Here is a 26,867-nt window from a genome sequence, read left to right as displayed (position 1 = left end):
AAAATAAGGAGTGTAAGATTACTTTTATGGCAGAAAAACTGAAGATCATTTCTCTTGGCGGTCTCAACGAGATCGGCAAGAACCTCACCGTGTACGAGTACGGCGGGGACATCATCGTGGTGGACGTGGGCATGGGCTTCCCGGACGACGACATGTACGGCATCGACGTGGTCATCCCCGACTTTACCTATCTCATCAAAAACCAGGACAAGATCCGAGGCATCTTCCTCACCCATGGTCACGAGGACCACATCGGCTCCATCCCCTATCTCCTGCGGAGTGTCAACGCCCCCATCTACGCCACCCGCATGACGGCGGGGCTGGTGAAGCTGAAGCTGGAGGAGCACCGCCTGCTGGACAAGACCAAGCTCATCACCTGTGAGGCCGGTGAGGTGGTAAAGGCTGGAAAGTTCAGTGTGGAGTTTATCCATGTGAACCATTCCATCGCCGACGCGGTGGCCTTCGCCATCAAAACACCGGTGGGCACCTGTATCCATACCGGCGACTTTAAGATCGATTCCACCCCCATCCAGGGCGGCATGATCGATCTGGCCCGTCTGGGCGAGCTGGGGAAGAAGGGCGTACTGGCCCTCCTGTGCGACTCCACCAACGTGGAGCGGCCCGGCTATACCAAAAGCGAGCGGTGCGTAGGCGCCTCTTTCGACGCGCTGTTCCGCAACTGCGAGTCCCGCATCATCGTTACCACCTTCGCCTCCAATGTGGACCGCATTCAGCAGGTCATATCCGTCGCGGCGAAGTACGGCCGCAAGGTGGCCGTTACAGGCCGCAGTATGGAGAATGCCCTGCGGGTCTCCACCGAGTTGGGCTATATGAACGTCCCGGAGGGGACGCTGGTGGACCTTAACCATATCAAAGGACTTCCAAAGAACAAAATCTGCATCATCACCACCGGCAGCCAGGGCGAGACCATGTCTGCCCTCACCCGGATCGCCTTCTCCACCCACAGGCAGGTGGACATCCAGGCGGGAGACCGGGTCATCATCTCCGCCTCCGCCATCCCTGGAAATGAAAATTCCATCGGCAACGTGGTCAACGAGCTCTACCGCAAGGGGGCCGAAGTGGTCAACGAGCGGGTGGGGGAGCTCCATGTCTCCGGCCACGCCTGCCAGGATGAGCTGAGGATCATCCATGCGCTGATCAAACCCAAGTTCTTTATCCCACTCCACGGTGAGCAGCGGCACCTGAAAGTCCACGCCAAGCTGGCCCAGGAGATGGGCATGGACCCCCGCCACATCGTCATCAGCGATATCGGAAAGGTCATTGAGCTGACCTCCAACTCCATCAAGCTCAACGGCACGGTCCCCGCCGGAAAGGTCTTTGTGGACGGATACGGCGTGGGCGATGTGGGCAGTGTGGTGCTCCGGGATCGGAAGCATCTGGCCGAGGACGGCATGATCGTGGTGGTCACCTCTATGTCCGGCGAAAACGGAGCCGTGGTCTCCGGCCCGGACATCATCACCCGTGGCTTTGTGTACGTGAAAGAGTCCGAGGGGCTGATGGAGGAGCTCAGGCGTGTGGCCATGGAGGCGCTGGAGCGGTGCGAGAAAACCCATACCACCGACTGGGCCGCCATCAAGGGCGAGATCAAAAACGACCTGTCCGGGTTCCTTTACAAAAAAACCAAGCGCAATCCGATGATCCTGCCTGTCATCATGGAGGTCTGAGGCGCTTGCCTTTTGCGCCCATCCCCGGATGGAGCGCGCCGCAGGGAATTGCTTTCCCCTGCCAAGAAACAGGGGCCGGACACGCTCCGAAGTTCCTGCATGTCGTTTGGAAGAAAAGCGAGCGAAATCAGAGCGCCCGCGTACCAGTTCCATGGTACGCGGGCGCTCTTGTTTTTACGGAAGGATCATTCGAATGCCACGATGGCGCTGGGGTCCTTGATGCGCAGCGCCGCGGTCTCCAGGATACGGAAGCTGTGGTTAAAGTCCTTGAGCTCCAGATAACCCACGGAGAGATCCACACCCACGGCCAAGTCCATATACTGGGGCTCGGCGCACACGAGTGCGGCCTTCCCGGCGCCAAAGGGGCCGGCGGGATACACACGGCCTCCCACCAGCTTAGAGATGCGGTCCAGCTCCAAAAGCCCCACATTGGGCTGGAGGCGCTGGAGGTCCAAATAGAGCTCGGGGCTGAGGACCAGGGCGTAGCGGCCCAGCTTGCTGTTGCTGGAGAGATAGGAGATGGCATGAGCCACATCCTTGTAGGCGTCCTCGCCCTCATTCCAGGTGCCGCGCTTGATCTTGTAAGAGCCGGCGGCAGTCATAAGACCCTCGGCCCCCAGCGCCTTGTTTCCGAAGAGGATCAGCTCATCCTCGCGCTTGGCGCTGCGCTGGGCGGCAGAGGCGGCGGCGGAGAGGTCCAGCGGGCGGTCCAGCTTTTCGGACTCCTCAATATCCCGCCATAGCAGGGTAAAGTCCTCATAGAGCTGCGGCAGCTCCACCAGCTTCCGGCCGGTGATGCGGCCCAGGCCGTTTTGCAGGGATTCCGCCTTGTTGGGGCCGTCCACAGGCACGGTGGAGGCGCCGGGCCCCAGGGGGCCGTAAATGTTCAGAAAGCGGCGGCAGACCATATGCTTCTTGGCATTGTCGATCACGGTACTGTCGATTTTCTCCCACGTCTCAGGGGAGAAGGGTGCGCTCTCTCTGGCTAAATAGTCCATGATTCATACTCCTTTCCAATTATTCTTCCACCAGGCTGCCGACCGTGGGCCCGGCGGCGGATGCGGGAATGCTCTCTCCGGTGATCCCCAGCTCCTCCAGCTGCTCCCTGACCTCGGACTCGCCGTCCAGGAAAAGCTCGGCCTCTCTGGGGTCCAGGTGGCGCATCAGAGTGATGAGCTCCCCCATATGGACCTTTTCTTCGTCCCGGATATCCGCTAGGACGGCTTTGGCCACCGGATCGTCGGTGGCGAGATAGTGGGCGTCGTACAGGAAAATGGCCTCCAGCTCCCCCGCAATATCCAGGCGGAGGGCCTGCATGAGCTCGGCGTTGGTCAGCTTGCGGTCTACATTACCCTGAAAGGGATTGGCAAAACTAGGCATGGTCGTCTCTCCTTCTAATAATAGTAATTACTCTTATTTATGTGAATACTATATCGGATGTGCGCGCGCTTGTCAAGGGAATTTCAAAATAAATTTTTCCAGATCCATCAGGATTCTATACACCAGTGAGCCGAAAGAATAAAAAGGGCCCCGGCATTGTATGCCGGGGCCAGCCATTTGATTCAATTCTGTGCGTACCTGGACAAAAACTGCCGGGTGCGCTCCTCACGGGGATGCCCGATGACCGCCTCCGGGGGACCCTGCTCCACAATGACGCCGCCGTCCATAAAGATGACCTGGTCGGCGACATCGCGGGCGAAGGCCATCTCGTGGGTGACGATGACCATGGTGGTGTGCTTTTCCGCCAGCCCGCGGATGACCCTGAGCACTTCTCCGGTGAGCTCTGGGTCCAGGGCCGAGGTGGGCTCGTCAAAGCAGAGGATATCCGGCGCCAAGGCCAGCGCCCGGGCGATGGCCACCCGCTGCTGCTGGCCTCCTGAGAGCTGATGCGGGTAGTGGTCGGCCCTGTCGCTGAGGCCCATCTGATGCAGCAGCTCCCTGGCAGCGGCCTCGATGTCCGCGAGGATGTCTTTTTTGCGGGCCCTGAAATCCGGACGCTCCTGGGCCAGAAGCTGGCTGGCCAGCATCACATTCTGGAGGGCCGTGTACTGGGGAAAGAGGTGGAAGGACTGAAAGACCAGACCGAAATGGAGCCGTTTCTTCCGGATCTCGCTCTCCCGCCGGGTGGCCGGATCTCCGGCGTCGAAGAGGACCTCGTCCCGGACGGCGATGCGCCCCTGGTCCGGCGTCTCCAGGAAATTAAGGCATCGCAGAAGCGTGGTCTTGCCGGAGCCGGAGGAGCCGATGATGGCCAGGGCCTGGCCGGGATCCAGAGAGAAGCTGATGTCCCGGAGCACTTCGGTATTCCCAAAGGCCTTGCTGATATGTGAAACGTCTAAAATCGCCATATCGTCCCCTCCTTATGCCCGGAAGTAGTCCAGCTTCTTTTCCAGCCGGCCCAGCAGCACGGTCACCACGCCGTTGAAGATCAGGTAGTAGAATCCAGTGAAGAACAGGGGCCACACCAGGCCGGAGTAGCCCTGATTTCCCTTGAGGAAGGACTCGCCCATCCAGATGATCTCCTGCAGGGCGATGATGCGGGAGAGGGAGGTGTCCTTGACCAGGGTGATGACTTCATTGGACATGGGGGGGACAATGCGCTTGATCATCTGCAGCAGCGTGACCCGGAAAAAGATCTGCCCCCGGGTCATGCCCAGCACCTGCCCGGCCTCATACTGCCCCTGGGGCACGCCCGCGATGCCGCCCCGGTAGATCTCGGAGAAGTAGCAGGCGTAATTGAAGATAAAGGCCACGCTGGACGCCAGGAAGCGGCCGTGCTCTCCGCCGCCCCAGATGGGGAACCCCTTCAGGCCCGGGACATAGTAGATGATCATGAGCTGAAGCATCAGGGGTGTGCCACGAATGACCCACACCATCGTCTTGGTCAGGCAGCGCAGAGGCGGGAAACGGCTCATGGAGCCGAAGGCGATGATGAGCCCCAGCGGGATGGCGCCGACCAGAGTGGTGGCAAAAAGCTGCAATGTTTTGAGAAAGCCGCTGTTCAGCGCCTGTACGACGATGCGCAGCGCAGGGTCGTCGAAAAACATGGAATCGACCTCACCTTATGAAGTTGGGGGAGATGCCGGGCGGAGCTCAGTCGGGTTCGATCAGGGACTCCTGCACGCCGTAGGTCTCGGCGGCGGTCATCACGGTGCCGTCGGCATAGGCGGCCTCCCAGAACGTGTTGAAGGCCTCAGCCAGATCGGAACCCTTGCGGAAGCCCACGCCGTATTCCTCACTGTTGAGCTTGACGGTGTAGGTGAGGTCGGGGTAGCTGGTGCCCTCGCCGATCATGGCGCCCGCCATCAGCAGGTCGATGATGGCGGCGTCGGAGGTGCCGGCCTTGACCTCCAGGAGCGCGTTGGCCTGGGTCTGGACGGGCGTGAAGCTGCAGCCCAGCCGCTCCACCTCGTCCTCGCCGGCGGACCCGGACTCCACGGCAAAGGAGAGGTCCTTGAGGCTCTCCTCCGTCTGGTAATCAGCGGCCTTGCCGGCGGGGACCACCACCACCTGCGCGTTGAGGCAGTATGCGTTGCCGGTGGACATGGCGCTCTTCACCTCGTCGGTGAGGGTCATGCCGTTCCATACGCAGTCGATGTTTTTGCCGTCGAGCTCCAGGACCTTATTGTCCCAATTGATCTCAACGAACTCCGCCTCCACGCCCAGGGACTCGGCAAAGGCCTTGGCCATATCGGCGTCGAAGCCGATCCATTCGCCGGACGCATCGCGGTAATCCATGGGCTCAAAGTTGGTGATGCCCACCACCAGCGTGCCCTTGTCCTGGATGTAGGCCACATCGCTTTCTTCCTCGGTGAGCAGGATGTCCGTGGGGCCGTCAGCGCCGCCGATGGTCTCCACCGGCTCGGTGTCGGCGGGCGCGGGGGTGGCCGCCGAATTGCCGCCGGAGCAGGCGGCCAGGGACAGGCACAGACACGGCGCCAGGAGCAGCGCAGCGAGACGATTTTTCTTCAGCATACAAGTATCCTCCATTTTGTCAGGTTGTGTCGGGACGCGCCCGAGGACTTTAACATAGTACCACGATAAACTACCAATGTAAAGAGAAAAAGTAGAATGGGAGAGACACAGTTGAATTGCCCAGATTTGGAACGAAAAGTTTGTATAAAATGCCAAAGAGTGGGATTTGAGGTCAGGAAAATTTCTAAAAATCTGGTAGCACCAATGGTTTTCCAATTGACAATGGGCCCGTCCCGGTATATGATGTTCCATGGGAAAAATGGCTTTGGACAAGTGCGCCCATTTGTTGGGAAGAACTTGAAAAACGCCATGGGACCCGGTGTATGCCGCAGTCCCAAAAAACGTAATAGGAGGAAAAGAACCAATGAACATGCTTGTATGCGTCAAGCAGGTGCCGGATACGACGGAAATCAAGATCGACCCGGTCACCAATACCCTGATCCGCGCAGGCGTCCCCTCCATCCTGAATCCGTTTGACGGCTATGCCCTGGAAGCCGCGGCCCGGATCAAGGATGCCGACCCCTCCGCCAAGATCGTGGTGCTCTCCATGGGTCCCGAGCAGGCGAAGGCCGTGCTGAAGGAGTCCCTGGCTATCGCGGCCGACAAGGCGTATCTGGTCAGCGACCGGGCCTTTGGTGGTTCCGACACCCTGGCCACCAGCTACATCATCAGCGAGACCATCAAGAAGGTGGAGGAGCTGGAAGGCAAGTTTGACATTATCTTCTGCGGCAAGCAGGCCATCGACGGCGACACCGCCCAGGTCGGCCCCGAGATCGCGGAGCATCTGGGCCTGCCCCAGGTGACCTACGGCCTGGAGGCCGAGGTGGACGGCGACACCGTGAAGGTGAAGAAGGAAGTGGAAGAGGGCGTCGAGGTCATCGGCGTGAAGATGCCCTGCCTGCTGACCTTCACCAAGCCCGCCTGGGATCCCCGCTATCCCACCATCAAGCGCAAGATGGCTGCCAACCGCGCCGAGATCCCCACTCTCACCGCAGCGGACCTGCCCACCATCGACCTGACGCAGGCCGGTCTGAAGGGCTCTCCCACCAAGGTGAAGAAGACCTTCGTGCCGCAGAAGAAGAGCGGCGGCGTGAAGATCAAGGAAGAGACCGCTGAAGACTCCGCGAAGAAGCTGTTCCAGCTGCTGAGCGACGCCAGCATTATCTGAGGGAGGGGGAGATAACAATGGAAGCTAAGACCAAGGATCTTTGGGTATTTGTAGAGACCAATGAGGACGGCACCGCGAAGAACGTGGGCCTGGAGCTGCTGACCCCCGGCCGGATGATGGCCGGCAAGCAGGGCGGCGAGCTGGTGGCCGTGGTCATCGGCAACAATGTGGAGGCCGCTGTGAACGCGGCCAGCGCCCAGGGCGCCGACAAGGTGATCGTGGTGGAGGGCCCCGAGTACGCCCACTTCAGCACCGACGCCTACGCCATTGCTCTGGTGAGCCTGGTGGAGAAGTACGGCCCCACCAGCATGCTCATCGGTGCGACCAACAACGGTCGTGACCTGGGCCCCCGCGTGTCCTGCCGTCTGAAGACCGGCCTGACCGCCGACTGCACCGCGCTGGACATCGACCCCGAGAGCGGCAACGTGGCCTGGACCCGTCCCGCTTTCGGCGGCAACCTGATGGCCACCATCCTGTGCCCCGATCACCGTCCCCAGATCGGCACCGTCCGTCCCGGCGTATTCAAGAAGGGCGAGGCCGGCGAGGCGAAGGCCGAGATCATCAAGGAAGACATCCATGTGGATGCCAAAGATATCCGCACCCAGGTGCTGGAGCTGATCAAGGATATGGACAGCGAGAGCGTGGACCTGGAGGGCGCGGAGATCATCGTGTCCGGCGGCCGCGGCGTGGGCGGCCCCGAGGGCTTCGAGCCCATCAAGGCTCTGGCCGGCGTGCTGGGCGCCACTGTGGGCGCTTCCCGCGCGGCGGTTGACGCGGGCTGGATCCCCCACAGCCATCAGGTGGGCCAGACCGGCAAGACCGTCGGCCCCAAGCTGTACATCGCCTGCGGCATCTCCGGCGCCATTCAGCATCTGGCCGGTATGAGCGGCTCCGACGTGGTGGTCGCCATCAACAAGGACCCCGAGGCCCCCATCTTCGACGTGGCCGACTACGGTGTGGTGGGCAACCTCTTTGAGGTCCTCCCCGTCCTCACTGAGGAGATCAAGAAGGCCCGCGCCTAAGAGTCATTGCCCCTGTTTGGGATAATCATGAAAAAAGGAAGGGATTTTGTATGAATTTCCACTTCGATCAGGACGAGCAGGACGTTCTGGACATGCTGCATGACTTCTGCCTGAAGGAAGTCGCCCCCATCGCCGCTGAGATCGACGAGACCGAGCGTTTCCCCGAGGAGACCTGGCACAAGCTGGCCGATATGGGCATGATGGGCATCGCCTATCCCGAAGAGGTCGGCGGCGCCGGCATGAGCTATGTCACCTACATCGGCGCCTGTGAGGAGCTGGCCAAGCACTGCGCCACCACCTCCGTCATGGTGTCCGCCCACAGCTCTCTGTGCTGCTGGCCCATCAGCGAGTACGGCACCGAGGCCCAGAAGGAGAAGTACCTGTCCAAGCTCTGCTCCGGCGAGTGGCTGGGCGCTTTCGGCCTGACCGAGCCCGGCGCCGGCACCGACGCCGCCATGCAGAAGACCGTGGCCGAGGATAAGGGCGACCACTGGGTCCTGAACGGCTCCAAGATCTTCATCACCAACGCCGGGTTCGCCAATGTGTTCGTGGTCTTCGCCATGACCGACAAGAGCCTGGGCACCAAGGGCATCTCCGCCTTCATCGTGGAGCGCGATTTCCCCGGCTTCAAGGTCGGCTCCCACGAGAAGAAGATGGGTATCCGCGGCTCCTCCACCTGCGAGCTGGTCTTTGAGGACTGCATCGTGCCCAAGGAGAACCTGCTGGGTGAGATCGGCAAGGGCTTCAAGATCGCCATGACCACCCTGGACGGCGGCCGTATCGGCATCGGCGCCCAGGCTCTGGGCATCGCGCAGGCCGCCATTGACGAGTGCGTGAAGTACACCAAGGAGCGCGTGCAGTTCGGCAAGCGCATCAGCCAGTTCCAGAACACCCAGTTCCAGCTGGCAGATATGCAGGCCAAGCTGGACGGCGCCCGTCTGCTCATCTACCGCGCCGCGCAGGCCAAGCAGGATCACGAGCCCTACAGCCACCTGGCCGCTATGGGCAAGCTGATGGCCTCCGAGGTCGCCAGCGACGTGACCCGCCGCGCACTGCAGCTGGTGGGCGGCTACGGCTACACCCGTGAGTATCCCTTCGAGCGCTTCATGCGCGACGCCAAGATCACCGAGATCTACGAGGGCACCTCTGAGGTCCAGCGTATGGTCATCTCCGGCTGGATGGGCGTGAAGTAAGAAATCCCCTTTTCACAAACAAGAGAAGGTCCCGCGCCTCTGGGCGCGGGACCTTTTTTGCTGCATATTCAAATGGGGTCCACGCCCGTCAGGTCGAAAGGGGGGATGAATTCGGCGTCGGCGGAGGCCGTCTCCTGGCAGAAGCCCGTCAGTCCCAGGTTTTCCAGATACGCCAGGGCGCTTCTGGCCTCGGAGGGGCGCAGCCGCCGGTCGATCTCCGGGAACGCCGCCGCCCGCCCCAGGGGCACATACTGGCTCATGAGGGAGAAGAGCACCGTGTCCGGAGGGAAGTGTCGGGCCACCCAGTCCATGACGGCCTTGGCCTCATGGAGCCGGCCGGGGAGGATCAGGTGCCGGATCACCGTCCCGCGCTTGAGCAGCCCGTCCTCCAGGACGCAGGGCCCGGTCTGCCGGACCATCTCCAGGATGGCGGCAGCGGCGTACCGCGGATAGTCCTCCGCGCCGGAGTACCGTCCGGCCAGGGCCGGGGTGAGGTACTTGAGGTCGGGGAGGTAGACGTCCACCTTCCCCTCCAGGCTCCGCAGGGTCTCCACCCGTTCGTAGCCGCCGGAGTTCCATACCACCGGAACGGGCAGGGGATCGTCCAGGAGCCGGGCCACCACATGGGCGAAGTGGGTGGGGTTGACGAAATTGATGTTGTGCGCCCCCTGGGCGGCCAGGTCCAGGCAGATCTCCCGCAGCCGCTCCAGCGTGACGGCCCGGCCGAAGTCCTGGTGGCTGATGGAGTCGTTCTGGCAAAACACGCAGTCCAGCGGGCAGCCGGAGAAGAACACCGTGCCGGAGCCCCGGGTCCCTGAGATGGGGGGCTCTTCCCACCGGTGGAGGGCGGCCCGGGCCAGCACCGGCGCTGCGGGCATCCGGCACCGGCCCGCGCCGTGGGTCTCGGTGCGCACGGCGCCGCAGCGGCGGGGACAGAGATTGCAGACCATTACGGCTGTACCTTCCGGTTCTCCGTGCGGCCCATCAGCCAGTCCACGGAGACCTCGAAGAAGGTGGCGAGATGCAGAAGGCCGGTATAGTGCGGTTTCGCATCGGCCTCCAGCCGCTGATAAGAGCGAACCGTCATACCACACGCTGCCGCCACTTGGGCCTGTGTTAACTTTTTTTCTATCCGAAGCTGCTTGATCCTCTCATTAAAAACCATGGAATACCTCCGCTTGACACGAATTTTCTGTCGTGTTATAATACACGACAGAAAGTAAGTTTTGAGGTGGTCTTATGTCGTACATCATAGAGCTCTTATACCATTACTGGGTGGGAGGACCGGAGCCCAGGCGCTGGCCGGAGCACCTGAAGCAAAATCCCGTTGAGGGACACGGCCAATACGCCTTTCAGGCCGGGTTCCTGCTGGGGCTCCAACTGGGGGCGGAGGCCTTTTTCCGGGACGGGAACACAGGGGAATAGCGTCATTTCCTGGGGAAGCCGGGGCCCAGGTTTCCCTCCCGCCAGTGCTTGCGGCACAGGCCGATATACTGGTCATTGGCGCCCAGCACCACCTGCTCGCCCTCCCGGAGCACCTTGCCGTGCTGGTCGAAACGGGCGTTGTAGGTGGCCTTTTTGCCGCACCAGCAGATGGTCTTGACCTCCTCGATGATGTCGGCCACCGCCAGCAGCTCCTGGGAGCCGGGGAAGAGCTGTCCGGCGAAGTCGGCCCGCAGGCCGTAGCAGATAACGGGCACGTTCCAGTCGTCCACCACGCCCACCAGATACTGTACCTCGTCCCGGCTCAGAAATTGGGCCTCGTCCACGATGACGCAGGCGTAACCCCGCACCTTCTCCTCCGGCATGGCCTGGAGCTCGGAAAAGTAGATGCACGTATGGGACAGGCCCATGCGGGAGGCCACGAATTTGGCGCCGTCCCGCTGGTCCAGCTCCGGCTTCACCAGCAGGGCCTCCTGACCGCGCTCCTCGTAGTTGTAGCGCACCATCAGGGCATTGGCCGTCTTGCTGGAGCCCATGACCCCGTAACGGAAGTATAGCTTTGCCATTCCTTCTTCTCTCCCTATCTCATCAGCTTTTTTAAAAGTCCGATCTTTCTGTCGCCGCAGGGCGGATACCGCAGCGGAAAATCCAGCCGCCCCCGGCGGAGCACGCTCTTGCGGTGGGTAAAGGTGTCGAAGCCCGCTTTTCCATGGTAGGCGCCCATGCCGCTCTCCCCCACGCCGCCGAAGGGGAGGCCGCTCACCGCCAGGTGGACCACCGCGTCGTTGACGCAGCCGCCGCCGAAACGCAGGGCGCCCAGGACCCGCCGTTCCGTCTCGCGGCTGCGGGTGAAGAGATAGAGGGCCAGGGGGGAGGGCCTCCCCTGAAGGTGGGAGAGGAGCCCGTCCAGATCGTCGTAGGTGAGCACGGGCAGGATGGGACCGAAGATCTCCTCGCCCATCACCGGCTCGTCCTCGGACACATCCACCAGCACCGTGGGGGCGATGCGCAGCCGGTCCGGGTCGGTCTGTCCGCCCAGGGCGGTGCGCCCGCTGCCCAGCAGGGCGCAGAGCCGGTCGTAGTGCTTCCGGTTCACGATGCGGGGCAGGTCCTCCCCCTCCAGGGGGGCGGGACCGTAAAATCTGCCGATATAGCGGCCCATCCGCTCCACCAGCGCATCCCGCTGCTCCGGGCGCACCCATACGTGGTCGGGGGCCACACAGGTCTGTCCCGCGTTGAGGAATTTTCCCCACACCAGGCGCTTGGCGGTCAGGTCCAAGTCGGCGTCCGGGGCCACGATGACCGGGGACTTGCCCCCCAGCTCCAGCGTCACCGGGGTGAGATGTCTGGCCGCCGCGGTCATGACGGTCCGCCCCACCTGGGGACTCCCGGTGAAGAAGATATAGTCGAATTTCTGGTCCAGCAGGGCGGCGTTCTCCTCCCGGCCGCCCTCCACCACGGCGATATAGTGCCGGGAGAAGGTCTCGCCCAGCAGTCGGGCCAGGGCGGCGGAGGCGGCGGGGGCGTAGGCCGAGGGCTTCACCACCGCGGTGCAGCCCGCCGCCATGGCGGCCGCCAGCGGACACAGCGTGAGCTGGAGCGGATAGTTCCAGGGGGACATAATAAGGGTCGTGCCGTAGGGCTCGGGGTAGACGAATCCCCTGGAGGGGAATTGGGACAGAGGCGTGGGCACCCTCCGGGGACGGGCCCAGCGGTCCAGCTCCCGCCGGGCCTCCCGCAGCTCGGAGAGGACCAGGGCCAGCTCGGTCTCGTAGCCCTCGAACGCGGTCTTGTTGAGGTCGGCCTTCAGCGCGGCGAGCAGTTCGGCCTCGTGTCTGCGTACCGCCTCCTCCAGCCGGGCGAGCATACGCCTGCGGAAATCCGTGCTCCGGGTGGCCCCGCTGTTGAAATAGCGCCGCTGGGCGGCAATGATGTCATTCACAGACCTGTTCCTCCACAAGATGGGCAAATCCCTGAAAGGCGCTGGGGACGGCGTACAGAGTCCGGAGGGCCTCCCGCCCGGCCCAGACCCAGCCCTCCGGGAGGGCGTCCTCCGCGGCCTGTGCGATGAGGGCCTCCATCTGCCACTCGATATGGGTAAAGACATGCCTGGCCGTTCCGCCCCGCTCCAGCCGCAGCGGCGTGACACCCCATTCCTCCAGGAGGGCGGGGCCGCCTCCGGGCTCGTTGGGGTACTCCCACAGCCCGGAGAGAAGGCCCTTTTCCGGCCTGCGCCGCAGGGCCACCCGGCCCCGGCGGAAGATGAGGTAGACCGTGCGCGCCTCCACCCGGCGCGCACGCTTGGGCGCTTTCACCGGCAGCTCGCCCGTCTGGTTCTCCAGCAGCGCCCGGCAGAACCCGCGTGCCGGACACCGGGCGCACAGCGGCGCCCCGTTGGGGAGGCAGACCATGGCTCCCAGGTCCATCATGGCCTGGTTGAAGTCCCCGGGCGCGCCCGCCGGGATCACGGCCTCCAGGGCCCCGCGCATCCGGCGTTTGGTCTCGGGCTTTGTGATGTCGCCCGCGTCTCCGGTGAGGCGGGCGACCACCCGCAGCACGTTCCCGTCCACTGCGGGAATCGGCAGGCCGAAGGCGATGGAGGCCACCGCACCGGCGGTATATTCCCCCACGCCGGCCAGGGACAGCAGGCCCTCGTAGGTGCCGGGGAAGACGCCCCCGTGGTCCGCCATGATCTGGCGGGCGGCCTTTTGGAGGTTGCGGGCCCGGTTGTAGTAGCCCAGCCCCTGCCACAGCTTCATCAGCCGGTCCTCCTCCACCGCGGCCAGATCGGCCACGGCGGGCAGTGCGGCCATAAAGCGGCGGTAATAGTCCAGAACCGCCGCCACCCTGGTCTGCTGGAGCATGATCTCCGACACCCACACGCGATAGGGGTCCCCCAGCGCGCCTCCGCCGGGGGCGGGGCGCCAGGGCAGAACACGGGCGTTTTCGCGATACCACGCCAAAAGCGGAATGGGCAGACGGTCAAGCTCCTTCAAGGGCGGCTACCTCCTCAGCATACTCCCTGTATTATATATGGTGCGGGAGAAAATTTCAACGGACGCAATCAAAACGCCGCTACGGAACATCTAATGGTCAGAAAGGAGGGATGGGCGTGACGGAACAGGAATACGCCGTCCGGGCCGACGCCATGAAGGGGAAGCTCTACGGCATGGCCCTCCTCTACCTGGGCAGCGCCTCCCTGGCGGTGGACGCGGTGGACGAGGCGGTCTACAAGGGCCTGCGCGCCTGCGAAAAACTGCGGGAGGAGCAGTTTTTCGGCACATGGCTCACCCGTATCCTCATCAATGTCTGTAACGCGGAGCTGCGGCGGCACAGACGCGAGGTATCCGTGGCGGAGCTCCCGGAGACGGCACAGGAGGACTTCGACGCCCTCCCCCTGCGGGATGCGGTGGGCCGGCTCCCCAGAGAGCTCAAGGAGGTCATCATCCTGCGGTATTTTTCCGGACTCACCCTTGCGGAGACCGCCCGCGCCCTGGACATCCCCCAGGGGACGGCGGCCACCCGGCAGAGAAAGGCGCTCAGGCTCCTGCGCCTGGAGCTTGTGGATGGAGAGGAGGTGGGCGCATGAACCGAAACGAGGAATACTGGGCCCTGGTCGCAGAACTGGGGGAGACGCCGCCTGCGCTGGACGGCACCGTAGAGCGGGCCCGTGTCCGGGCCCGTAAGGCAAGGGCGGGCCGCTGGCTGGGAATCCCCGCGGCCTCCCTGGCCGGGGCGGCCTCCGCCTTCATTTTACTGGTGAACTGCTCGATGCCCTTCGCCATGGCATGTCGCCGTGTGCCTTTTGTCAGGGCGCTGGCGGAGGCCGTGGCCGTGGACCCCAGCCTGAAGGCAGCCTTTGAAAACGACTACATCCAGCCCGTGGGCCAGACCCGGACCGCCGATGGCGTCACCCTGTCGGTGGAGTATCTCATCGTGGATGAGAGGCAGCTCAATGTGTTCTATACGCTGGGCTGGGACGGGGAGAACGCCCTGGAGGCGCAGCCGGCGCTGCTGGCGCAGGATGGGGAGCATTTGGAGGGCTATGCCGCCACCTGGGGCAGTCCGGGGGAGGAGCTGCAGGAGAAGGATTACCGCGTTGCCACCTTCTATTTTGTGGAGGGCAGCCTTCCTGACAGGCTGACGCTGCGCTTTGACGTGCGGGACGCCGGCTATCCCAAGGCGGGACAGGGCGCGGCGGAGAGCCGGGCCGCTCCGGCGGACGGGCCCTGGCCGGAGGAGACCCCGCAGGACCGCCCGGCTGCGATGGCCTCCTTTGACTTTCCCCTGACCATCGATACCGGACTCATCGGACCCGGGCGGACGGTGCGGGCGGAGCAGTGGATCGAGCTGGACGGTCAGCGCCTCCGGGTGGACGGACTGTCCATCGACCCCACGCAGATGGTCCTGACCCTCTCCGACGACCCCAACAACACCGCGTGGCTGACCGGCCTGGACTGCTATGTGGCAGATGAGAAGGGGAACCGCTATGAGAAGGGAGGCGTCTCCTTCGGGAGCGCGGAGGGGGAGCACTTCTGGCCCAACTACACCCTGGAGAGCCCCTATTTCACCGGCGGGGAGGCATTCACTCTGGTGATCACCGGCTGCTCCTGGCTGGACAAGGACCGGACCCAGGTCACCCTGGACCTGGAGACCGGGGAGGCCGATTGGCTCCCGGAGGGACTTTTCGTGGAGAGTATCGAGCGCCGGGGGGAGGACGTGTATCTGTCCCTGCGCAACGACGGCCAGGGGACCTCCTTCCAGTGGTACTATTACGATCCGGAAGGCGGAGAGCATGAGTGGGGCGGCTACTCCATGAGCGCCGTAGACCGGGACGAAGACGGCTGGTGCGAGGAGAACACGGAATACCGCGTCCTGAGGGACTATGGATGGGACAGCGTGAAGCTGGCGCTTTCCACCAATCGCCGGATCGAGCTGGAGACCCCGCTGGAGGTCCCGCTTTTTTAAGCGGACGGTCCAGAGGCCCGCTCCCCGCACCGGGGGAGAGGGCCTCTGGACCGTCCCGGCGGAAAGGGCGCCGAGAGGCGGATAATTTGAAATTTTCCTTGACATTTCTAGGATTTTCTATATAATAATATAGCCTGTCGAAATGAGATGGGCGTCATCCTTGCTCTCACCAAAGAGTGAGGGCCACAAGACCATAAGGAGGTGCAAGTAAAATGGCAAAGATCAACGGCAACTACGAGGTGGCATATATCCTCAAGCCCGAGCTGGGCGAGGAGGCCACCGCCGCGCTGGTGGCCAAGTTCAAGGCGATGGCCGAGGCCCGGGGAACCGTGGCCGAGGTGGACGAGTGGGGCAAGCGCCGGCTGGCCTATCCCATCGACGACCTGAACGAGGGCTACTACGTGTTCATGACCTTTACGGCTGATGCCGCGTTCCCCGCCGAGCTGGACCGCGTGATGCGGATCACCGACGGCGTGATGCGCTCCATGATCGTCTGCAAGGACGAATAAGGAGAGGCCATGCTCAACAAAATTTTTCTTCAGGGCCGCCTGGTGGCGGACCCTGAAATGCGGCACACCCCCTCGGGGGTAGCCGTGGCATCCCTGCGGCTGGCCGTGGACCGGGACTTCAAGGACAAGGAGACCGGGGAGAAGAAGGCGGACTTCATCAATGTGGTTGCCTGGCGCTCCACCGCCGAGTTTGTCTCCCGGTATTTCACCAAGGGCCGTATGGCCGTCGTGGAAGGCCGTCTCCAGATCCGGGATTACACGGACCGGGACGGCAATAAGCGCACCGCCGCAGAGGTAGTGGCCGACAACGTCTATTTTGGCGACTCCAAGCGGGACGCCGAGGGCGGCGGCTACGGCGGTTACGGCGGCGGCTACTCCGCCCCAGCGCCCAGCGCGCCCGTCCCCCCTCCGGCCTACGCCGCCCCCGCGGGCGGGGATCAATTCGCCGAGCTGGACGACGACGACGGCGAACTCCCGTTTTGATGCACCCCATCAAAACAGGGCCTTGAAAATGGGCCGACAGGTCCGACTTTCTTTTCAAAATAAACATAAGGAGGGTATATACCATGCCTATGGATAGAGAGCGTCCCCGCGGCCGCAAGCGCCGCAAGGTTTGCAGCTTCTGTGTGGATAAGGTCGAGCACATCGACTATAAGGACGCGGCCAAGCTGCGCCGGTTTGTCTCCGAGCGGTCCAAGATCCTGCCCCGCCGGACCACCGGTACCTGCGCCATGCATCAGCGCCAGTTGACCCAGGCCATCAAGCAGGCCCGTCAGATCGCCCTGCTGCCCTTCGTCACCGACTAAATTCCGGATATGAGAAAGCGGACATGCCATATGGCATGTCCGCTTTTCTTATGAGCAGAAACGGTGGTTTCCAATGACCTTGATGAGGGGACGGGACCAGATCCAGCCGCTGGTTGCGGTGCTGGGATTAAAATAATAGATGGCTCCGCCGCTGGGGTCGGCGCCGTTGAGCGCCTCCCGGGCGGCCCGGATGGAGGATTCGGCCACCGGCTGGTCGATCTGCCCATCGTCCATGCAGGAGAAGGCGCCCGGCTGATAGACCACTCCCGCGATGGTGTTGGGGAAGGAGGGGTGGCTCACCCGGTTGAGGATCACGGCGCCCACCGCCACCTGGCCGCTGTAGGGCTCGCCCCTGGCCTCCGCCGAGATGACACGGGCCAGCAGATCCACGCTGTTGCTCTGACTGGAGGAGGCACCGTTCTCCGTGGTCGTCATGCCCAGCGCTTTCAACGTGGCGGTCCCCGTCACACCGTCGGCGGTAAGGCCGTTTTTCTGCTGAAATTTCTTTACGGCTGCCTCTGTTTTGGAGCCATAGATGCCATCCACTGGCCCATCAAAATAGCCCCAGCGCACCAGCTTTTCCTGAATGGTGCGTACCGCCTGGCCGGAGGAGCCCTGCCGGTAGGTAGCCGCCTGGGCGGTCTGGACCAAGGTAATGATCAGAATGTTGAGCCCGAAGATGAGGGCCAGCGACCAGAGAAGCCGCTTTCTGTGTTTCCCCACGTTCCCGCCTCCAAAAAAGTTTCTGTCCCTAGTCTACGACAGGCCGCTTCTTCTTATGCGAGGCGAATAATGGAAGCATAACCGGGTCATACTGGAAGGACGAGAAAAAAGCAGGAGGGGATCCAGAATGGTCAAGGGAATCAACAAACGGGTCATCGTGGTAAAGGCGCCGGACCCGCGCCTTTTTGAGCAAGCGATTTTTATCATGCGGGAGGATGCCTTTGCCGAGGGTGTCTCGGCGGAACAGGTGCTGGAGGAGGCCCAGAAGGCGGCGAAAAGCTATGTGCGGGGAAATACGCGGGTGGGGCGGTGGATCAGATTTTTGCCTGCGCCGGCCTGGGCGGCAGCCGGCGCGCTGGTGGCCACGGCGGCCTGGAGTCTGGCTCTGTTTTTCTAAGACGGAGCAGATGCATAGGGGTAACACAAGGGGGCGGCGGCATACCCAAAAGGGGTCCGCCGCCCCCTTGCACGCCATGAAGACGGCGGATTTCTGCAAAAAGGCCGGGGGCCGGAGGAATTTCCTCCGGCCCCCGGCCAATACATTTAATCCCTTTGGGGATACTTACTTCATGCCGTTCTCGTAGGCCTCGATCATCTTCTTGACCATCTGGCCCCCAACAGAGCCGGCCTCGCGGCTGGTCAGGTCGCCGTTATAGCCCTGCTTCAGGTTCACGCCGACTTCCTGAGCAGCCTCCATCTTAAACTTGTTCAGGGCCTCGCGGGCGCTGGGCACGACAGGCTGATTAGAATTATTAGAGCTAGACATAATTTCGCATCTCCTTGCTTCGTTTGTTTGTTGGATTGGGAATCCAGACATAGCATTGCCTCACGCGGTATTTCTATGTGCGCCATTTTTTGCCGTCCAGGCTCCCAGCTTCACTGCGGTCGATCAAAGCTCTTAATACGTTGCGATGCCTGACGTGATTGTGATTCAGATGGCGATGCGCTCTGTTTTTATAGACAAGAGAAGGAAGCGACTGTTCGCATGCTGCTTTTGGCTTTCACAATGGCGGAGCGGCCATAAGCGGCCGCAACGACCTATCGCTGCATATGTATAATCAACTGCGCCTTCTATGTCTCACCATACGTATAGAATCCCTTTCCAGTTTTTCGACCCCACAGGTGGGATTCGTACATCTGTTTAGCAATATCATAACCGTGGGGCTTGATGCCTGTGTCCTTCCAGCGCTGTTCCATGGACATATAATTGAGATCGATCCCGGTCAGATCCAAAAGGCGGAAGGGACCCATGGGGTGATTGAGCCCTAGTTCCACACCGATGTCTAGGTCTTCGGGTGTGCAGACACCCTCTTCCACCAGAAAGTAAGCCTCATCCCGGATGGCACGCAGAACACGGTTGACCACAAAACCATCGATTTCCCGATTGACACGGATCGGTGTTTTACCGATTTTCTTTGCAAATTCCACAATGAGCTCCACGGTGTCCGGCGCGGTGTGTTCTCCTTTGACCACCTCTACCAGCTTCAGGACTAAAGCGGGATTGAAAAAATGCATGTTGGCCAGTCTGGAAGGGGTTTTAACACAGTCTTGAAAGAGGGAGGAGACCATATAGCTGGAATTGGACGCCAAAATGGTATCTTCCCCGACGATGCCGCCGAGTTCGAAATAGAACGAGCGCTTGATCTCGCGGTCTTCTAAGATGGCTTCTATCACAATTTGAGATCCAGCGGCGGCCTGTTGCAGCGTGGGGACCAGATGAAAGCGGGCGCGTGCCGCATCTGCCTGCTCGGATGTCATCTTTCCCTTGGATACCCGACCGTCCAAATAGTCCCGTGACCAAGTGTCCGTCTGCGCAAGCGCGGCAGGGACGGAGTCGGTCAGATAGACGTCGTACCCGTGAAGGGCAATGGTGAGCGCAATTTGCCGCCCCATCTGGCCGGCGCCCGCAACGCACACTTTTTTGAGCGCATCAATCTTCATAGTACAGATACTCCCTTATGTGTCAAATATGGTATAGAATTACCAAATCTTATAATCCTTGGCCTTCTGGCGCAGCTCGTCCCGGAATTTGGGGTGGGCAATATGGATCAGGTTTTCTACGCGTTCAGCAATGCTCTTTCCCTTGATCTTTGCGATTCCATATTCCGTAATGATGTAGTCGATGTCATTCCGGCTGATGGACACTACGGCACCGGGGGTGAGGAGGGGCTGTATGGTGGAGACGGTTCCTTTCTTTGCGGTAGATTTGACCGCCACAATGGATTTCCCGCCTTTGGAGTGGGAGGCGCCGACGGCAAAATCAGCGGCGCCCCCGGTACCGGAATATTGGACATGCCCCATGGACTCCGAGCAGATCTGACCGGTCAAATCGACTTGGAGGCAGGAGTTAATGGAGACCATCCGGTCGTTTTGGCAAATCACGCGGGGGTCGTTGACATAGCTGCCGGACATCAGCGCGATTTCAGGATTGTGGTCAAGATATTCATAAAGCCGCTGATTGCCTAAGGCGAAGCTTCCCACGATTTTCCCGCGGTTGATGGTTTTCTTTTTCCCTGTGATCACACGGGATTCAGAAAGGTCCGCAATAATACTGGTGATCATTTCCGTGTGTACGCCCAAATCATTTTTTTCGGCGAGATAGGTCCCCACTGCGTTGGGGATATTCCCGATGCCGAGTTGAATGGTGGAACCATCCTCCACCAGCGAGGCGACGTTGGCCCCAATCTTCATTTCCGTTTCCCCGGGCTGACTGCCTTCGATTGTGATAAGCGGATCCTCCACTTCCACTATGTAGTCGATATCACTGATGTGGACGAGGTTGTCGCCCCCGACCACGGGAAGATTTTTATTGACCAGCATGACCACCACGTCAGAACGAAAGACGGTGTCCATTTCGTTGTACGCGTTAAGGGAAAAATGGACGTAGCCGTGCTCGTCCATCGGACAGACCATACCGACGAACATATTGATGTGGCGGTCTTCCAGGCAGCGAGCTACGCCGTTATGCAAGTGGATCGGCATATAACTGGAAATCTGGTAATCATGGCAGGCGCGGGCAAATTCATCATAAAAGCTGCTGATAACATCAAAATGGCCCTTCATTTCTGGGCTGGAGACAAATTCATAGTTTTTCCAAAGTCCGGCGTGGCGCACGGTGACATGTTCCACCCTGTCTTTTATGGTGTGGAGTTCCCGGAAGAACGACTGAGGCTCCAGACCGTTATAGGAGGTCCAGATGAGATCATTGGATTGGATCATATGCAGGACATCCTGTATGGTCACCTTTTTGGAAGCGTACTCCTCCGCGAATCGGTTCATTATATTCCTCCTAAAATTTGATTAGTAGCCGGTAAAAACGGGCCAGCGTTTCTCTAAAAAGGAACGGATGCCCTCGTCTTTATCTGCGCTGTCCAGCAGGACGCACAAGGAGAGTTTCTTCATCAGAATTACGCACTCCTGACTGGTGGAGAGAACGGCGTAGAGCAATTTCTTGGCAAGCATCAGGGCCAGCGGCCTTCTGTCGTGCAGTTCCTCTGCGACGGCTTTGGCCCTCTGGAGCAGAAGCGTCTGCGGAACGCAGTCTGGAGCAAGGCCAAGGGCCAAAACCTGCTCTCCATTCAAGATCTTTCCGGCCGGAATGATCTATCTGGCAATTGCTCATACCCCCGCAGCGGGCCAACCACCGTGTCCCGCCGATCCCGGGAATGATACCTAGACTCGGCTCAGAAAGTCCAAGACGGGGTTTATCACAGGCAATACGCAGATCACAGGCCAGAACCAATTCATAGTGATGACTGCGATTTGTGCAGAAATATCCACACGGAGGGCTTCGTAAGAATGTGTCATGTTGACTGCGTTCCCTTATTAAAGCTACAGATGTGCTGAAATAAAATTGAGAAGTGTTTCGGCTTAAAGCTTCACCTGCATCAATAATGAATTAAGGTCGCAATGATAGTCATTGCCATACCCGCAAGCCATTGAACTGCTACAATTTTAAAAGCTAGCTTGAGCCACTTCTGGAATGGGATTTTGGCTGCGGCCATCATTGCAATTAGGGTAGTATAGGTCGGAATAATACCATTGGAGATACCATCTCCGCATTGGAACGCAAATACTGCTGTTTGACGCGAAACGCCCAGAAGGTCCGCCAGAGGAATAATGATCGGCATAGTAGCCGTAGCTTGGGCTGAGCCGGATGGGAGGCCCAAGTTAATGATGGTCTGAGCGACTTGCATACCAGCGGCCTGTACGATACCGGGCAGGTATTGGAGCGGCATTGCCAGATAGTAGACGATTGTATCCATAATTACGCCGTCTGCCAGAATGACTGCGATTGCTCTAGCAAAGCCGACGGAACCAGCTCCAACTGCAATGTCCGACATTCCAGAGCAGAATAGGCGACACATCTTGTTAGGCGTAAATCGAAAAATAATTCCTGTAAGGACCGCCATCCAGAAGAAAGCGGCGGAAATTTCGCCGAACCACCATCCTTGAGAGACGCAGCCCCAAATAATCAAAGCAAAGCCGCCCAAGAAAATAAACAATCCAAGATATTCTTGAATAGTGGCCTTACGTCCGCTGCTCTGCACAGAACGCCAACTCTCGGAATCTGGGTCTTTGTACACCAAACTCTTGGTGGGATCTTTTTTTATCCTGTCTGCATAACGCATCAATCCTATGCTTGCAATCATCAGTAACACGAAAAGGAAGATCCAACGATACCAAGCACCCTCGTAAAGCGGAATTTCTGCTAGAGAATGTGCTACGCCCACATTGAAGGGATTATAAATGCCAGCAGTATATCCGGCATTGCTGCCCAAAAAGACAATTGCCAATCCTAGGATACTGTCGTAGCCAAGAGCTATAGACAGCGCAATGACAGCCGGGATAAAAGCGACGGCCTCTACAGCCATACCGAAGGTAATACCGCCCATGGACATGACGAAAAGAAGGATGGGGATAAAAAGCTTTTCCTTTCCTCGCATTGCACGTGCTAAGGAATTACAAATAAAAAAGTTTACCGCACCGGCCTCATTTAGAATGCCAAAGGAACCACCCATAATGAGCATGAACATCAATAGGTCAGCGCCGGCCTGCATGCCCTCATGAATTTTAACCGGCAACTTGATAAAAGGAATCGGATTTGCCTCAACCTCGTGATAGGTTCCGGCGATAACTACCGTCCGACCATCCGCATTTCGTTCACGGTCAAATACACCGGAGGGTAAAACATTGGTCAAGATTACAGCTAAAGCGCAAAGCGCAACCAAAATCAAATAGGTGTGGGGAAATGCAATTTTGAATTTCTTTGGCTTTTTAACCTCCGTGGAGGCATTGGGCATTTGTTCCATTTCCAACACTCCCTTTTTTGTGTATTCTTTATATTGTCCATACTGTGTTATTGTTTTTAAGACCACCTTTTATAATTAGCAAGTTCTATAAAGAGTGCGGGGATAACTGTCGCAGGGGCTGGACCCAGAGGTTATTTCCCCTGGAAGCGGGGCTTTCTTTTTTCCAAAAAGGCGCTTACAGCCTCCTTAAAGTCGGCCGTTTTCTTGTGGGCGCGGTTTTTTTCGGCGGCAAACTCCACCTTTTCAGCCAGGACATCGGGCTCGAAAATTTTGAGCAGGACCTCCTTGGAGTAGCGCAGGCCGATGGGCGGATGGGCCGCGATGGCGCGGGCAATGTCCATGGCCTCGTCCATAAGCTGTTCCTCGGGGACGATCTTATGGACAAAGGAGTATTTTTCCATATCCCTGGCGGACATCATGCGGCCGGTGAGAGACATATAGCTCACGACCTTTGGCGGGAGGCAGTAGCTTGCTTCCGCGGCGCCTCCGATGATACCCACATTAAGCTCAGTGATACCAAACTTGGCCTTCTCGGTGGCGACCACGACATCCGCTACGGCGGGAATGCAGAAGCCGGCACCCGCACAGGCGCCGTTTACGGCAACGACCACGGGGACCTTGGAGAGCATAACGGAATCCAGCCCTTCGGCCACCACGTCGGAATAGTTGGCCACCTGATAGGTGCTGTCGTCGGCGAAGTCGTTGACGTCATTTCCGGGGGAGAACATTTTACCCTCTGCACAGACAACGACACAGCGCACGTTGTTGGCGGGGTCGTCGGTGAACTGGAAGGCCTTGTGGAGTTCACGATACATCTGTAAATTGAAAGCGTTGACAGGGGGGCGGTTCAGGGTAACGACGGCGATCCCCTCTTCGACGATATCGACCTTGATAAAATCCAGGTGTTCCATAAAACTATCTTCCTTTCTTGTGAAATGGTAGAGATCGGAGAAACATTGGCCGGCAACGGCCATCAGGCGGAAAGTGCCGGTCTCAGTGGCCGTGGAAGCAGGGCGCACGTTTTTCTGAAAATGCACGTCTGCCCTCCTGGTAGTCTTCTGTATCGCAGAGACGGAGCCCAAGGGTATTTTCCAACTCCAGACCATCGTCAAGGCTGGACTCACAGCCCTCGTCCAGACAACGCTTGATAGACTCTACAGAAAGAGGGGCGAGAGCACAGATGCGCCGTGCATAGGCCCAAGCCGTATCCATCAGGTGCTCTGCCTCCACGACCTCGGAGACGAGTCCGATGGAAAGGGCCTCCTGGGCCGCTACCCGCCTACCAGTCAAGAGAATCTCGCGGGCCCTGGCCGGACCGATGATACGGGGAAGGCGCTGTGTCCCGCCCAAACGGGGCAGAATACCCAGGGAGGCCTCCGGCCATCCGAAAACAGCGTTGCGGGAGGCCTCCCGAATGTCACAGGACAGAGCCAATTCGCCGCCGCCTAGCGCATAACCGTTGACGGCCGCAATGAGAGGCTTTTTCATTTGAAGTCCCCGCATCGGCGTCCGCGGCATCTCTTCCGGATGCGCTTTTGCCTGCGCAACAAAGGGGAGTCACTGCTGGATGTCTGTGCCCGCGCAGAAAGCTTTGGTCCCGTGCCCGGTGAGGATGCCTGCACGGATGGAGGGATCGTCGTTGATTCTGCCGCGGTGTGCTTCCAGCTCGCGCATGAGATCCGGCGTGAGGAGATTGAGGCCATGGCTCCGGTCTATGGTCAGGCAGGCGGTATGATCCTGTACGATAAAATCTATTTCCATGATACCTCCCTAGCTCTTCTTATCGGGCCGCGTCCGGCTGCGGCTCAGGTAAGAAAGTTCCAAAACGAAAGACACCGGTGTTTATTGCAAGTATATGGGACAGAAGGTAAAAAGGGAAATACATACCTCTTATCTGCCTCATAACGAATGGTTATGATTGAACAAAAATAGTTGAAAATATACAGGATGTTTTGGTATAATTCCTAAAACAGGCCGGGCCGCATCACATGGGGGGACTGGATATGGAAATCAGACAGCTTCAGTATTTCATCGAGATCGTCCGGAGAAAGGGCTTCACAGCCGCCGCCGCTGCGCTGTATACGACTCAGCCGGGACTCACCAAATCCATCAAACAGCTGGAAGATGAATTGGGGGTCTGCCTCATCGACAGGAACAAAAGAGTATTTAAGCTGACGGAGGAGGGACAGGTCTTTTATGAGCGGGCCCAGGATATCTGTAGCCGTATCGACGACCTGTACAGCGTGATGCGGGACACGTCGGCAAATGTATCCGGGAGGGTCAACATCGGCACAGTCACCATAGCCAGCGTATTTTTTCGGGAGTTGGAGGCCAGCTTTTCCTCCCGCTTTCCGGATGCCTATCTGAATATTCTGGAAATGACTTCTCGCGAGATCAAGAATGCCGTGTTGGCACACAGGTGTGACATCGGGTTTGCCGTGCTCCCGGTGGCGGAGAAGCCAAATGCCGCATTGGAGATAAAAGTGATCAGTTCAGATGCGATGGTCGGCGTCATGCACAAAGAACACCCTCTGGCAAAGCAAAAGCACCTTACCATTGAGGATCTGCGCGACGAGCCACTTCTTCTGTTTAACGATGACTATCAGCCCCACCAAATGCTGATGGATATGTGTATCCGGCATGGATTCAGGCCAAAGGTTGTCGGCACTGCGCCGAGAGCCTACCTGCTGATGCGTATGGTGAGCAACCGGCGTGGGATCAGCATCCTGCCCCAGCCTTATATAGAGGAATACCTGGTGCCGGAGTTGGTGTCGAAGCCTTTCCAGCCGCCCATTTCCCGCCAGCTCGCCATTATCTATGATCGGAACCGATATATGCCCCGTGTGGTACAGGAGCTGCTGAAGTTTTCTGAGGCATATTTTGATAAAACAATCCACAGTTTTGTACGGCAGAGGAGCGAGGTATTTTGAGCAGGGGTGAGATCAGGAGTTGCATGGATGTGTGGAACGTGGCGGCTGGGAAAGGTGGTGGGCCTCTCTGTGGCGCTGGGCGTGGGAATCACCCAGGTGCCGGGCTGTCTGGCCGGCAGCGGCTTTCCGGACTGGGTGACCACGGTGTTCGGCTCCTCTTCTGTGGTGGTCGCCACGCTGATGGCGATCCTCCTCAACCTGATCCTGCCCAAGGACCGGACGGAGCGCAAGGCCGAAGAAAAGTAGAAAAAGGCCCGGCGGATTTTATCCGCCGGGCCGGGAATCGCCGCAGGAGCGATTCCCCTTTTTCCAACAGCGCCTAGTTCTTGGCCTCGTCGATATAGCTATAAAGGGTGTACTTGGAAATACCGAAGAACTTGCACACCTTGTCGCCGGATTTGGTGATGAGGAAAGCGCCGGTATCGTTGAGAAATTGGATGGCCTTCACCTTGTCCTCTTTGTTCATGAGAGGTACCGGTTTCCCCACCAGCTTGACACTCTGCTCGATGAGCTCATCCAGAAGGTCGGCCACATTCCGGGAGATGTGCTCCGGCTCCCGTTCCGGCACCTGGGTGGCAGTAAAGCCCTTGAGGGCGTCCTCCATGGCCAGCATGAGGGTGATGTCGTAGTTGATGGCAAAGACGCCGATGGCTCTGCCGTCATCATCTCGGATATAGATGGTGCTGGATTTGAGGATCTTTCCGTCGTCGCTCCGGGTCAGATAAGCCAATCGGTCCTCCAGGCGGGCACAGTCGCCGCGCAGAGCCTCCAGCACGATATGGGAGGGGCCATCTCCCACCCGGCGCCCGGAGACGTGACCATTCTCAATGGCCACAATGGAGTGCTCCACATCGTTGGAGTCCAGGTCATGAACCACTACTTCGCAATTTGAACCAAATTGCTGCGCAATACCCCGGGCCAGTTGAAAACAGAACTGCAGATGGGAAGCCTGCATCGTGATCGCCCGCCTTTCTCTGTTCGTTGGGTTATTTTTATTATAACAGATATCAGGGGGAATTCAACAAAAAGAGTTTGCGCTAAAAAATATTTTTAATATGCCCTTGCAAAGATAAAAAAACTATGATAAAATTAAATTGTTCAAAGAAAAGAACCTTGTGCAGAATTGACAATAT

30 protein-coding genes and 3 pseudogenes are annotated in these 26,867 nt (G+C 59.4%); 13 read left to right on the top strand and 20 right to left on the bottom strand.

What is annotated here, in order from left to right; all coding sequences use genetic code 11:
- Positions 1–26 precede the first annotated feature (26 nt).
- The gene (locus tag SRB521_RS13590) at positions 27–1,685 is read left to right on the top strand and encodes a ribonuclease J (protein WP_033118068.1); all 1,659 of its coding nucleotides are present in this window, start codon (positions 27–29) and stop codon (positions 1,683–1,685) included.
- Between the two features lie 185 nt (positions 1,686–1,870).
- Here SRB521_RS13590 and SRB521_RS13585 read toward each other — a convergent pair whose 3' ends face one another.
- The 5 genes from SRB521_RS13585 to SRB521_RS13565 form a co-directional block, all read right to left on the bottom strand.
- Positions 1,871–2,683 carry a family 1 encapsulin nanocompartment shell protein gene (locus SRB521_RS13585; protein ID WP_075704567.1) on the bottom strand — a complete coding sequence of 271 codons (813 nt, stop codon included), beginning with the start codon at positions 2,681–2,683 and terminating at the stop codon, positions 1,871–1,873.
- A 19-nt stretch (positions 2,684–2,702) separates the two neighbouring features.
- On the bottom strand, positions 2,703–3,065 hold the full coding sequence (locus SRB521_RS13580) for a demethoxyubiquinone hydroxylase family protein (protein ID WP_075704566.1): 363 nt from the start codon (positions 3,063–3,065) through the stop codon (positions 2,703–2,705).
- 182 nt (positions 3,066–3,247) lie between these two features.
- Positions 3,248–4,033 (bottom strand): amino acid ABC transporter ATP-binding protein, encoded by a 786-nt coding sequence (locus tag SRB521_RS13575; protein WP_075704565.1) that lies wholly within the window; start codon positions 4,031–4,033, stop codon positions 3,248–3,250.
- Positions 4,034–4,045: 12 nt separating this feature from the next.
- Positions 4,046–4,732, bottom strand: a complete 687-nt coding sequence (locus tag SRB521_RS13570; RefSeq protein WP_075704564.1) for an amino acid ABC transporter permease — start codon at positions 4,730–4,732, stop codon at positions 4,046–4,048.
- Between the two features lie 46 nt (positions 4,733–4,778).
- Entirely contained in the window at positions 4,779–5,660 is an 882-nt protein-coding gene (locus SRB521_RS13565) for a transporter substrate-binding domain-containing protein (protein WP_082636115.1), read from the bottom strand.
- A 364-nt stretch (positions 5,661–6,024) separates the two neighbouring features.
- On the opposite strand from SRB521_RS13565, the gene SRB521_RS13560 reads away from it, so the two are divergent.
- The 3 genes from SRB521_RS13560 to SRB521_RS13550 are packed head-to-tail and all read left to right on the top strand — an operon-like array spanning position 6,025 to position 9,043.
- On the top strand, positions 6,025–6,828 hold the full coding sequence (locus SRB521_RS13560; protein ID WP_033119151.1) for an electron transfer flavoprotein subunit beta/FixA family protein: 804 nt from the start codon (positions 6,025–6,027) through the stop codon (positions 6,826–6,828).
- A 17-nt stretch (positions 6,829–6,845) separates the two neighbouring features.
- Positions 6,846–7,850 carry an electron transfer flavoprotein subunit alpha/FixB family protein gene (locus SRB521_RS13555; protein WP_033119152.1) on the top strand — a complete coding sequence of 335 codons (1,005 nt, stop codon included), beginning with the start codon at positions 6,846–6,848 and terminating at the stop codon, positions 7,848–7,850.
- 50 nt (positions 7,851–7,900) lie between these two features.
- Positions 7,901–9,043: an acyl-CoA dehydrogenase gene (locus SRB521_RS13550; RefSeq protein WP_075704563.1), complete on the top strand. Its 1,143-nt coding sequence runs from the start codon at positions 7,901–7,903 to the stop codon at positions 9,041–9,043.
- 68 nt (positions 9,044–9,111) lie between these two features.
- Here SRB521_RS13550 and SRB521_RS13545 read toward each other — a convergent pair whose 3' ends face one another.
- Both SRB521_RS13545 and SRB521_RS13540 read right to left on the bottom strand, forming a co-directional pair.
- Entirely contained in the window at positions 9,112–9,993 is an 882-nt protein-coding gene (locus tag SRB521_RS13545; RefSeq protein WP_116722375.1) for a radical SAM protein, read from the bottom strand.
- On the bottom strand, positions 9,993–10,208 hold the full coding sequence (locus SRB521_RS13540; RefSeq protein WP_116722374.1) for a helix-turn-helix domain-containing protein: 216 nt from the start codon (positions 10,206–10,208) through the stop codon (positions 9,993–9,995). Before SRB521_RS13540 ends, SRB521_RS13545 begins: the two co-directional genes overlap by 1 nt.
- Before the next feature lie 74 nt (positions 10,209–10,282).
- Between SRB521_RS13540 and SRB521_RS13535 the strand changes: the two genes are divergently transcribed.
- The gene (locus SRB521_RS13535; protein WP_116722373.1) at positions 10,283–10,468 is read left to right on the top strand and encodes a hypothetical protein; all 186 of its coding nucleotides are present in this window, start codon (positions 10,283–10,285) and stop codon (positions 10,466–10,468) included.
- 2 nt (positions 10,469–10,470) lie between these two features.
- On the opposite strand, the gene SRB521_RS13530 is transcribed toward SRB521_RS13535, so the two are convergent.
- The 3 genes from SRB521_RS13530 to mutY are packed head-to-tail and all read right to left on the bottom strand — an operon-like array spanning position 10,471 to position 13,482.
- A complete protein-coding gene (locus tag SRB521_RS13530) occupies positions 10,471–11,052 on the bottom strand; it encodes a thymidine kinase (protein ID WP_033119157.1) in 582 nt (193 codons plus the stop codon).
- Between the two features lie 14 nt (positions 11,053–11,066).
- A complete protein-coding gene (locus tag SRB521_RS13525; RefSeq protein ID WP_116722372.1) occupies positions 11,067–12,428 on the bottom strand; it encodes an aldehyde dehydrogenase in 1,362 nt (453 codons plus the stop codon).
- Positions 12,421–13,482, bottom strand: coding sequence for an A/G-specific adenine glycosylase (gene mutY / locus SRB521_RS13520; protein ID WP_075704558.1), 1,062 nt, complete (start codon positions 13,480–13,482; stop codon positions 12,421–12,423). The genes SRB521_RS13525 and mutY overlap by 8 nt, the downstream gene beginning before the upstream one ends.
- A gap of 116 nt (positions 13,483–13,598) precedes the next feature.
- Here mutY and SRB521_RS13515 point away from each other — a divergent pair, with 116 nt between their 5' ends.
- The 5 genes from SRB521_RS13515 to rpsR all read left to right on the top strand — a co-directional run bounded on the left by SRB521_RS13515 (position 13,599) and on the right by rpsR (position 16,769).
- Positions 13,599–14,075 (top strand): sigma-70 family RNA polymerase sigma factor, encoded by a 477-nt coding sequence (locus tag SRB521_RS13515; RefSeq protein WP_033119159.1) that lies wholly within the window; start codon positions 13,599–13,601, stop codon positions 14,073–14,075.
- Positions 14,072–15,454 carry a DUF4179 domain-containing protein gene (locus tag SRB521_RS13510; RefSeq protein WP_075704557.1) on the top strand — a complete coding sequence of 461 codons (1,383 nt, stop codon included), beginning with the start codon at positions 14,072–14,074 and terminating at the stop codon, positions 15,452–15,454. Before SRB521_RS13515 ends, SRB521_RS13510 begins: the two co-directional genes overlap by 4 nt.
- A 212-nt stretch (positions 15,455–15,666) precedes the next feature.
- A complete protein-coding gene (rpsF, locus tag SRB521_RS13505) occupies positions 15,667–15,963 on the top strand; it encodes a 30S ribosomal protein S6 (RefSeq protein ID WP_033119160.1) in 297 nt (98 codons plus the stop codon).
- 9 nt (positions 15,964–15,972) lie between these two features.
- Positions 15,973–16,446 (top strand): single-stranded DNA-binding protein, encoded by a 474-nt coding sequence (locus SRB521_RS13500; RefSeq protein WP_033119161.1) that lies wholly within the window; start codon positions 15,973–15,975, stop codon positions 16,444–16,446.
- Between the two features lie 83 nt (positions 16,447–16,529).
- Positions 16,530–16,769: a 30S ribosomal protein S18 gene (gene rpsR / locus SRB521_RS13495; protein ID WP_033119162.1), complete on the top strand. Its 240-nt coding sequence runs from the start codon at positions 16,530–16,532 to the stop codon at positions 16,767–16,769.
- 48 nt (positions 16,770–16,817) lie between these two features.
- Here rpsR and sleB read toward each other — a convergent pair whose 3' ends face one another.
- Positions 16,818–17,492 carry a spore cortex-lytic enzyme gene (gene sleB / locus SRB521_RS13490; protein ID WP_075704556.1) on the bottom strand — a complete coding sequence of 225 codons (675 nt, stop codon included), beginning with the start codon at positions 17,490–17,492 and terminating at the stop codon, positions 16,818–16,820.
- Between the two features lie 127 nt (positions 17,493–17,619).
- Between sleB and SRB521_RS13485 the strand changes: the two genes are divergently transcribed.
- Positions 17,620–17,889: a hypothetical protein gene (locus SRB521_RS13485; protein ID WP_033119164.1), complete on the top strand. Its 270-nt coding sequence runs from the start codon at positions 17,620–17,622 to the stop codon at positions 17,887–17,889.
- Positions 17,890–18,054: 165 nt separating this feature from the next.
- On the opposite strand, the gene SRB521_RS13480 is transcribed toward SRB521_RS13485, so the two are convergent.
- From SRB521_RS13480 to SRB521_RS13445, 8 genes and pseudogenes are all read right to left on the bottom strand, one after another.
- Positions 18,055–18,258 (bottom strand): alpha/beta-type small acid-soluble spore protein, encoded by a 204-nt coding sequence (locus SRB521_RS13480; protein ID WP_033119165.1) that lies wholly within the window; start codon positions 18,256–18,258, stop codon positions 18,055–18,057.
- 305 nt (positions 18,259–18,563) lie between these two features.
- On the bottom strand, positions 18,564–19,433 hold the full coding sequence (locus SRB521_RS13475) for a 3-hydroxyacyl-CoA dehydrogenase family protein (RefSeq protein ID WP_075704555.1): 870 nt from the start codon (positions 19,431–19,433) through the stop codon (positions 18,564–18,566).
- 39 nt (positions 19,434–19,472) lie between these two features.
- Positions 19,473–20,771 (bottom strand): acetyl-CoA hydrolase/transferase family protein, encoded by a 1,299-nt coding sequence (locus SRB521_RS13470; RefSeq protein ID WP_075704554.1) that lies wholly within the window; start codon positions 20,769–20,771, stop codon positions 19,473–19,475.
- Between the two features lie 21 nt (positions 20,772–20,792).
- Positions 20,793–21,074, bottom strand: a complete 282-nt coding sequence (locus SRB521_RS16740; protein ID WP_257534832.1) for an enoyl-CoA hydratase-related protein — start codon at positions 21,072–21,074, stop codon at positions 20,793–20,795.
- 43 nt (positions 21,075–21,117) lie between these two features.
- Positions 21,118–21,234, bottom strand: a pseudogene (locus tag SRB521_RS16900) (enoyl-CoA hydratase-related protein); the annotation flags it as partial.
- Between the two features lie 145 nt (positions 21,235–21,379).
- Complete coding sequence (locus SRB521_RS13455) at positions 21,380–22,804, bottom strand: YfcC family protein (protein ID WP_242943953.1); 1,425 nt, start codon at positions 22,802–22,804, stop codon at positions 21,380–21,382.
- Positions 22,805–22,935: 131 nt separating this feature from the next.
- A complete protein-coding gene (locus tag SRB521_RS13450) occupies positions 22,936–23,715 on the bottom strand; it encodes an enoyl-CoA hydratase/isomerase family protein (protein ID WP_116722394.1) in 780 nt (259 codons plus the stop codon).
- Between the two features lie 82 nt (positions 23,716–23,797).
- Positions 23,798–24,565 (bottom strand): annotated as a pseudogene (locus tag SRB521_RS13445) (enoyl-CoA hydratase/isomerase family protein).
- A gap of 242 nt (positions 24,566–24,807) precedes the next feature.
- Here SRB521_RS13445 and SRB521_RS13435 point away from each other — a divergent pair.
- Complete coding sequence (locus SRB521_RS13435; RefSeq protein ID WP_165366642.1) at positions 24,808–25,734, top strand: LysR family transcriptional regulator; 927 nt, start codon at positions 24,808–24,810, stop codon at positions 25,732–25,734.
- Positions 25,735–25,770: 36 nt separating this feature from the next.
- A pseudogene (locus SRB521_RS13430) lies at positions 25,771–25,980 on the top strand (purine permease); the annotation flags it as partial.
- A 73-nt stretch (positions 25,981–26,053) separates the two neighbouring features.
- Here the strand turns inward: SRB521_RS13430 and SRB521_RS13425 are convergent.
- Complete coding sequence (locus SRB521_RS13425) at positions 26,054–26,689, bottom strand: helix-turn-helix transcriptional regulator (RefSeq protein WP_116722367.1); 636 nt, start codon at positions 26,687–26,689, stop codon at positions 26,054–26,056.
- Between the last annotated feature and the right edge of the window lie 178 nt (positions 26,690–26,867).

This window comes from Intestinimonas butyriciproducens (assembly GCF_004154955.1).
In the GTDB taxonomy this organism is placed as follows: Bacteria; Bacillota; Clostridia; order Oscillospirales; family Oscillospiraceae; genus Intestinimonas; species Intestinimonas butyriciproducens.
The sequence above is the reverse complement of the archived record's forward strand: the minus strand, read 5'-3'. Positions and strand labels throughout refer to the sequence as shown.

Excerpts from the sequence above, each read along its gene's own strand:
- SRB521_RS13530 (WP_033119157.1), bottom strand. The coding sequence starts at position 11,052 with ATGGCAAAGCTATACTTCCGTTACGGGGTCATGGGCTCCAGCAAGACG.
- SRB521_RS13470 (WP_075704554.1), bottom strand. The coding sequence starts at position 20,771 with ATGAACCGATTCGCGGAGGAGTACGCTTCCAAAAAGGTGACCATACAG.
- SRB521_RS13550 (WP_075704563.1), top strand. The coding sequence starts at position 7,901 with ATGAATTTCCACTTCGATCAGGACGAGCAGGACGTTCTGGACATGCTG.
- SRB521_RS13435 (WP_165366642.1), top strand. The coding sequence starts at position 24,808 with ATGGAAATCAGACAGCTTCAGTATTTCATCGAGATCGTCCGGAGAAAG.
- SRB521_RS13590 (WP_033118068.1), top strand. The coding sequence starts at position 27 with ATGGCAGAAAAACTGAAGATCATTTCTCTTGGCGGTCTCAACGAGATC.
- SRB521_RS13565 (WP_082636115.1), bottom strand. The coding sequence starts at position 5,660 with ATGCTGAAGAAAAATCGTCTCGCTGCGCTGCTCCTGGCGCCGTGTCTG.
- SRB521_RS13585 (WP_075704567.1), bottom strand. The coding sequence starts at position 2,683 with ATGGACTATTTAGCCAGAGAGAGCGCACCCTTCTCCCCTGAGACGTGG.
- SRB521_RS13480 (WP_033119165.1), bottom strand. The coding sequence starts at position 18,258 with ATGTCTAGCTCTAATAATTCTAATCAGCCTGTCGTGCCCAGCGCCCGC.
- SRB521_RS13450 (WP_116722394.1), bottom strand. The coding sequence starts at position 23,715 with ATGGAACACCTGGATTTTATCAAGGTCGATATCGTCGAAGAGGGGATC.
- SRB521_RS13570 (WP_075704564.1), bottom strand. The coding sequence starts at position 4,732 with ATGTTTTTCGACGACCCTGCGCTGCGCATCGTCGTACAGGCGCTGAAC.
- SRB521_RS13560 (WP_033119151.1), top strand. The coding sequence starts at position 6,025 with ATGAACATGCTTGTATGCGTCAAGCAGGTGCCGGATACGACGGAAATC.
- rpsF (WP_033119160.1), top strand. The coding sequence starts at position 15,667 with ATGGCAAAGATCAACGGCAACTACGAGGTGGCATATATCCTCAAGCCC.
- SRB521_RS13575 (WP_075704565.1), bottom strand. The coding sequence starts at position 4,033 with ATGGCGATTTTAGACGTTTCACATATCAGCAAGGCCTTTGGGAATACC.
- SRB521_RS13485 (WP_033119164.1), top strand. The coding sequence starts at position 17,620 with ATGGTCAAGGGAATCAACAAACGGGTCATCGTGGTAAAGGCGCCGGAC.
- rpsR (WP_033119162.1), top strand. The coding sequence starts at position 16,530 with ATGCCTATGGATAGAGAGCGTCCCCGCGGCCGCAAGCGCCGCAAGGTT.
- SRB521_RS13500 (WP_033119161.1), top strand. The coding sequence starts at position 15,973 with ATGCTCAACAAAATTTTTCTTCAGGGCCGCCTGGTGGCGGACCCTGAA.
- SRB521_RS13540 (WP_116722374.1), bottom strand. The coding sequence starts at position 10,208 with ATGGTTTTTAATGAGAGGATCAAGCAGCTTCGGATAGAAAAAAAGTTA.
- SRB521_RS13535 (WP_116722373.1), top strand. The coding sequence starts at position 10,283 with ATGTCGTACATCATAGAGCTCTTATACCATTACTGGGTGGGAGGACCG.
- SRB521_RS13455 (WP_242943953.1), bottom strand. The coding sequence starts at position 22,804 with ATGGAACAAATGCCCAATGCCTCCACGGAGGTTAAAAAGCCAAAGAAA.
- SRB521_RS13555 (WP_033119152.1), top strand. The coding sequence starts at position 6,846 with ATGGAAGCTAAGACCAAGGATCTTTGGGTATTTGTAGAGACCAATGAG.
- SRB521_RS13510 (WP_075704557.1), top strand. The coding sequence starts at position 14,072 with ATGAACCGAAACGAGGAATACTGGGCCCTGGTCGCAGAACTGGGGGAG.
- SRB521_RS13475 (WP_075704555.1), bottom strand. The coding sequence starts at position 19,433 with ATGAAGATTGATGCGCTCAAAAAAGTGTGCGTTGCGGGCGCCGGCCAG.
- SRB521_RS13425 (WP_116722367.1), bottom strand. The coding sequence starts at position 26,689 with ATGCAGGCTTCCCATCTGCAGTTCTGTTTTCAACTGGCCCGGGGTATT.
- SRB521_RS13545 (WP_116722375.1), bottom strand. The coding sequence starts at position 9,993 with ATGGTCTGCAATCTCTGTCCCCGCCGCTGCGGCGCCGTGCGCACCGAG.
- SRB521_RS13580 (WP_075704566.1), bottom strand. The coding sequence starts at position 3,065 with ATGCCTAGTTTTGCCAATCCCTTTCAGGGTAATGTAGACCGCAAGCTG.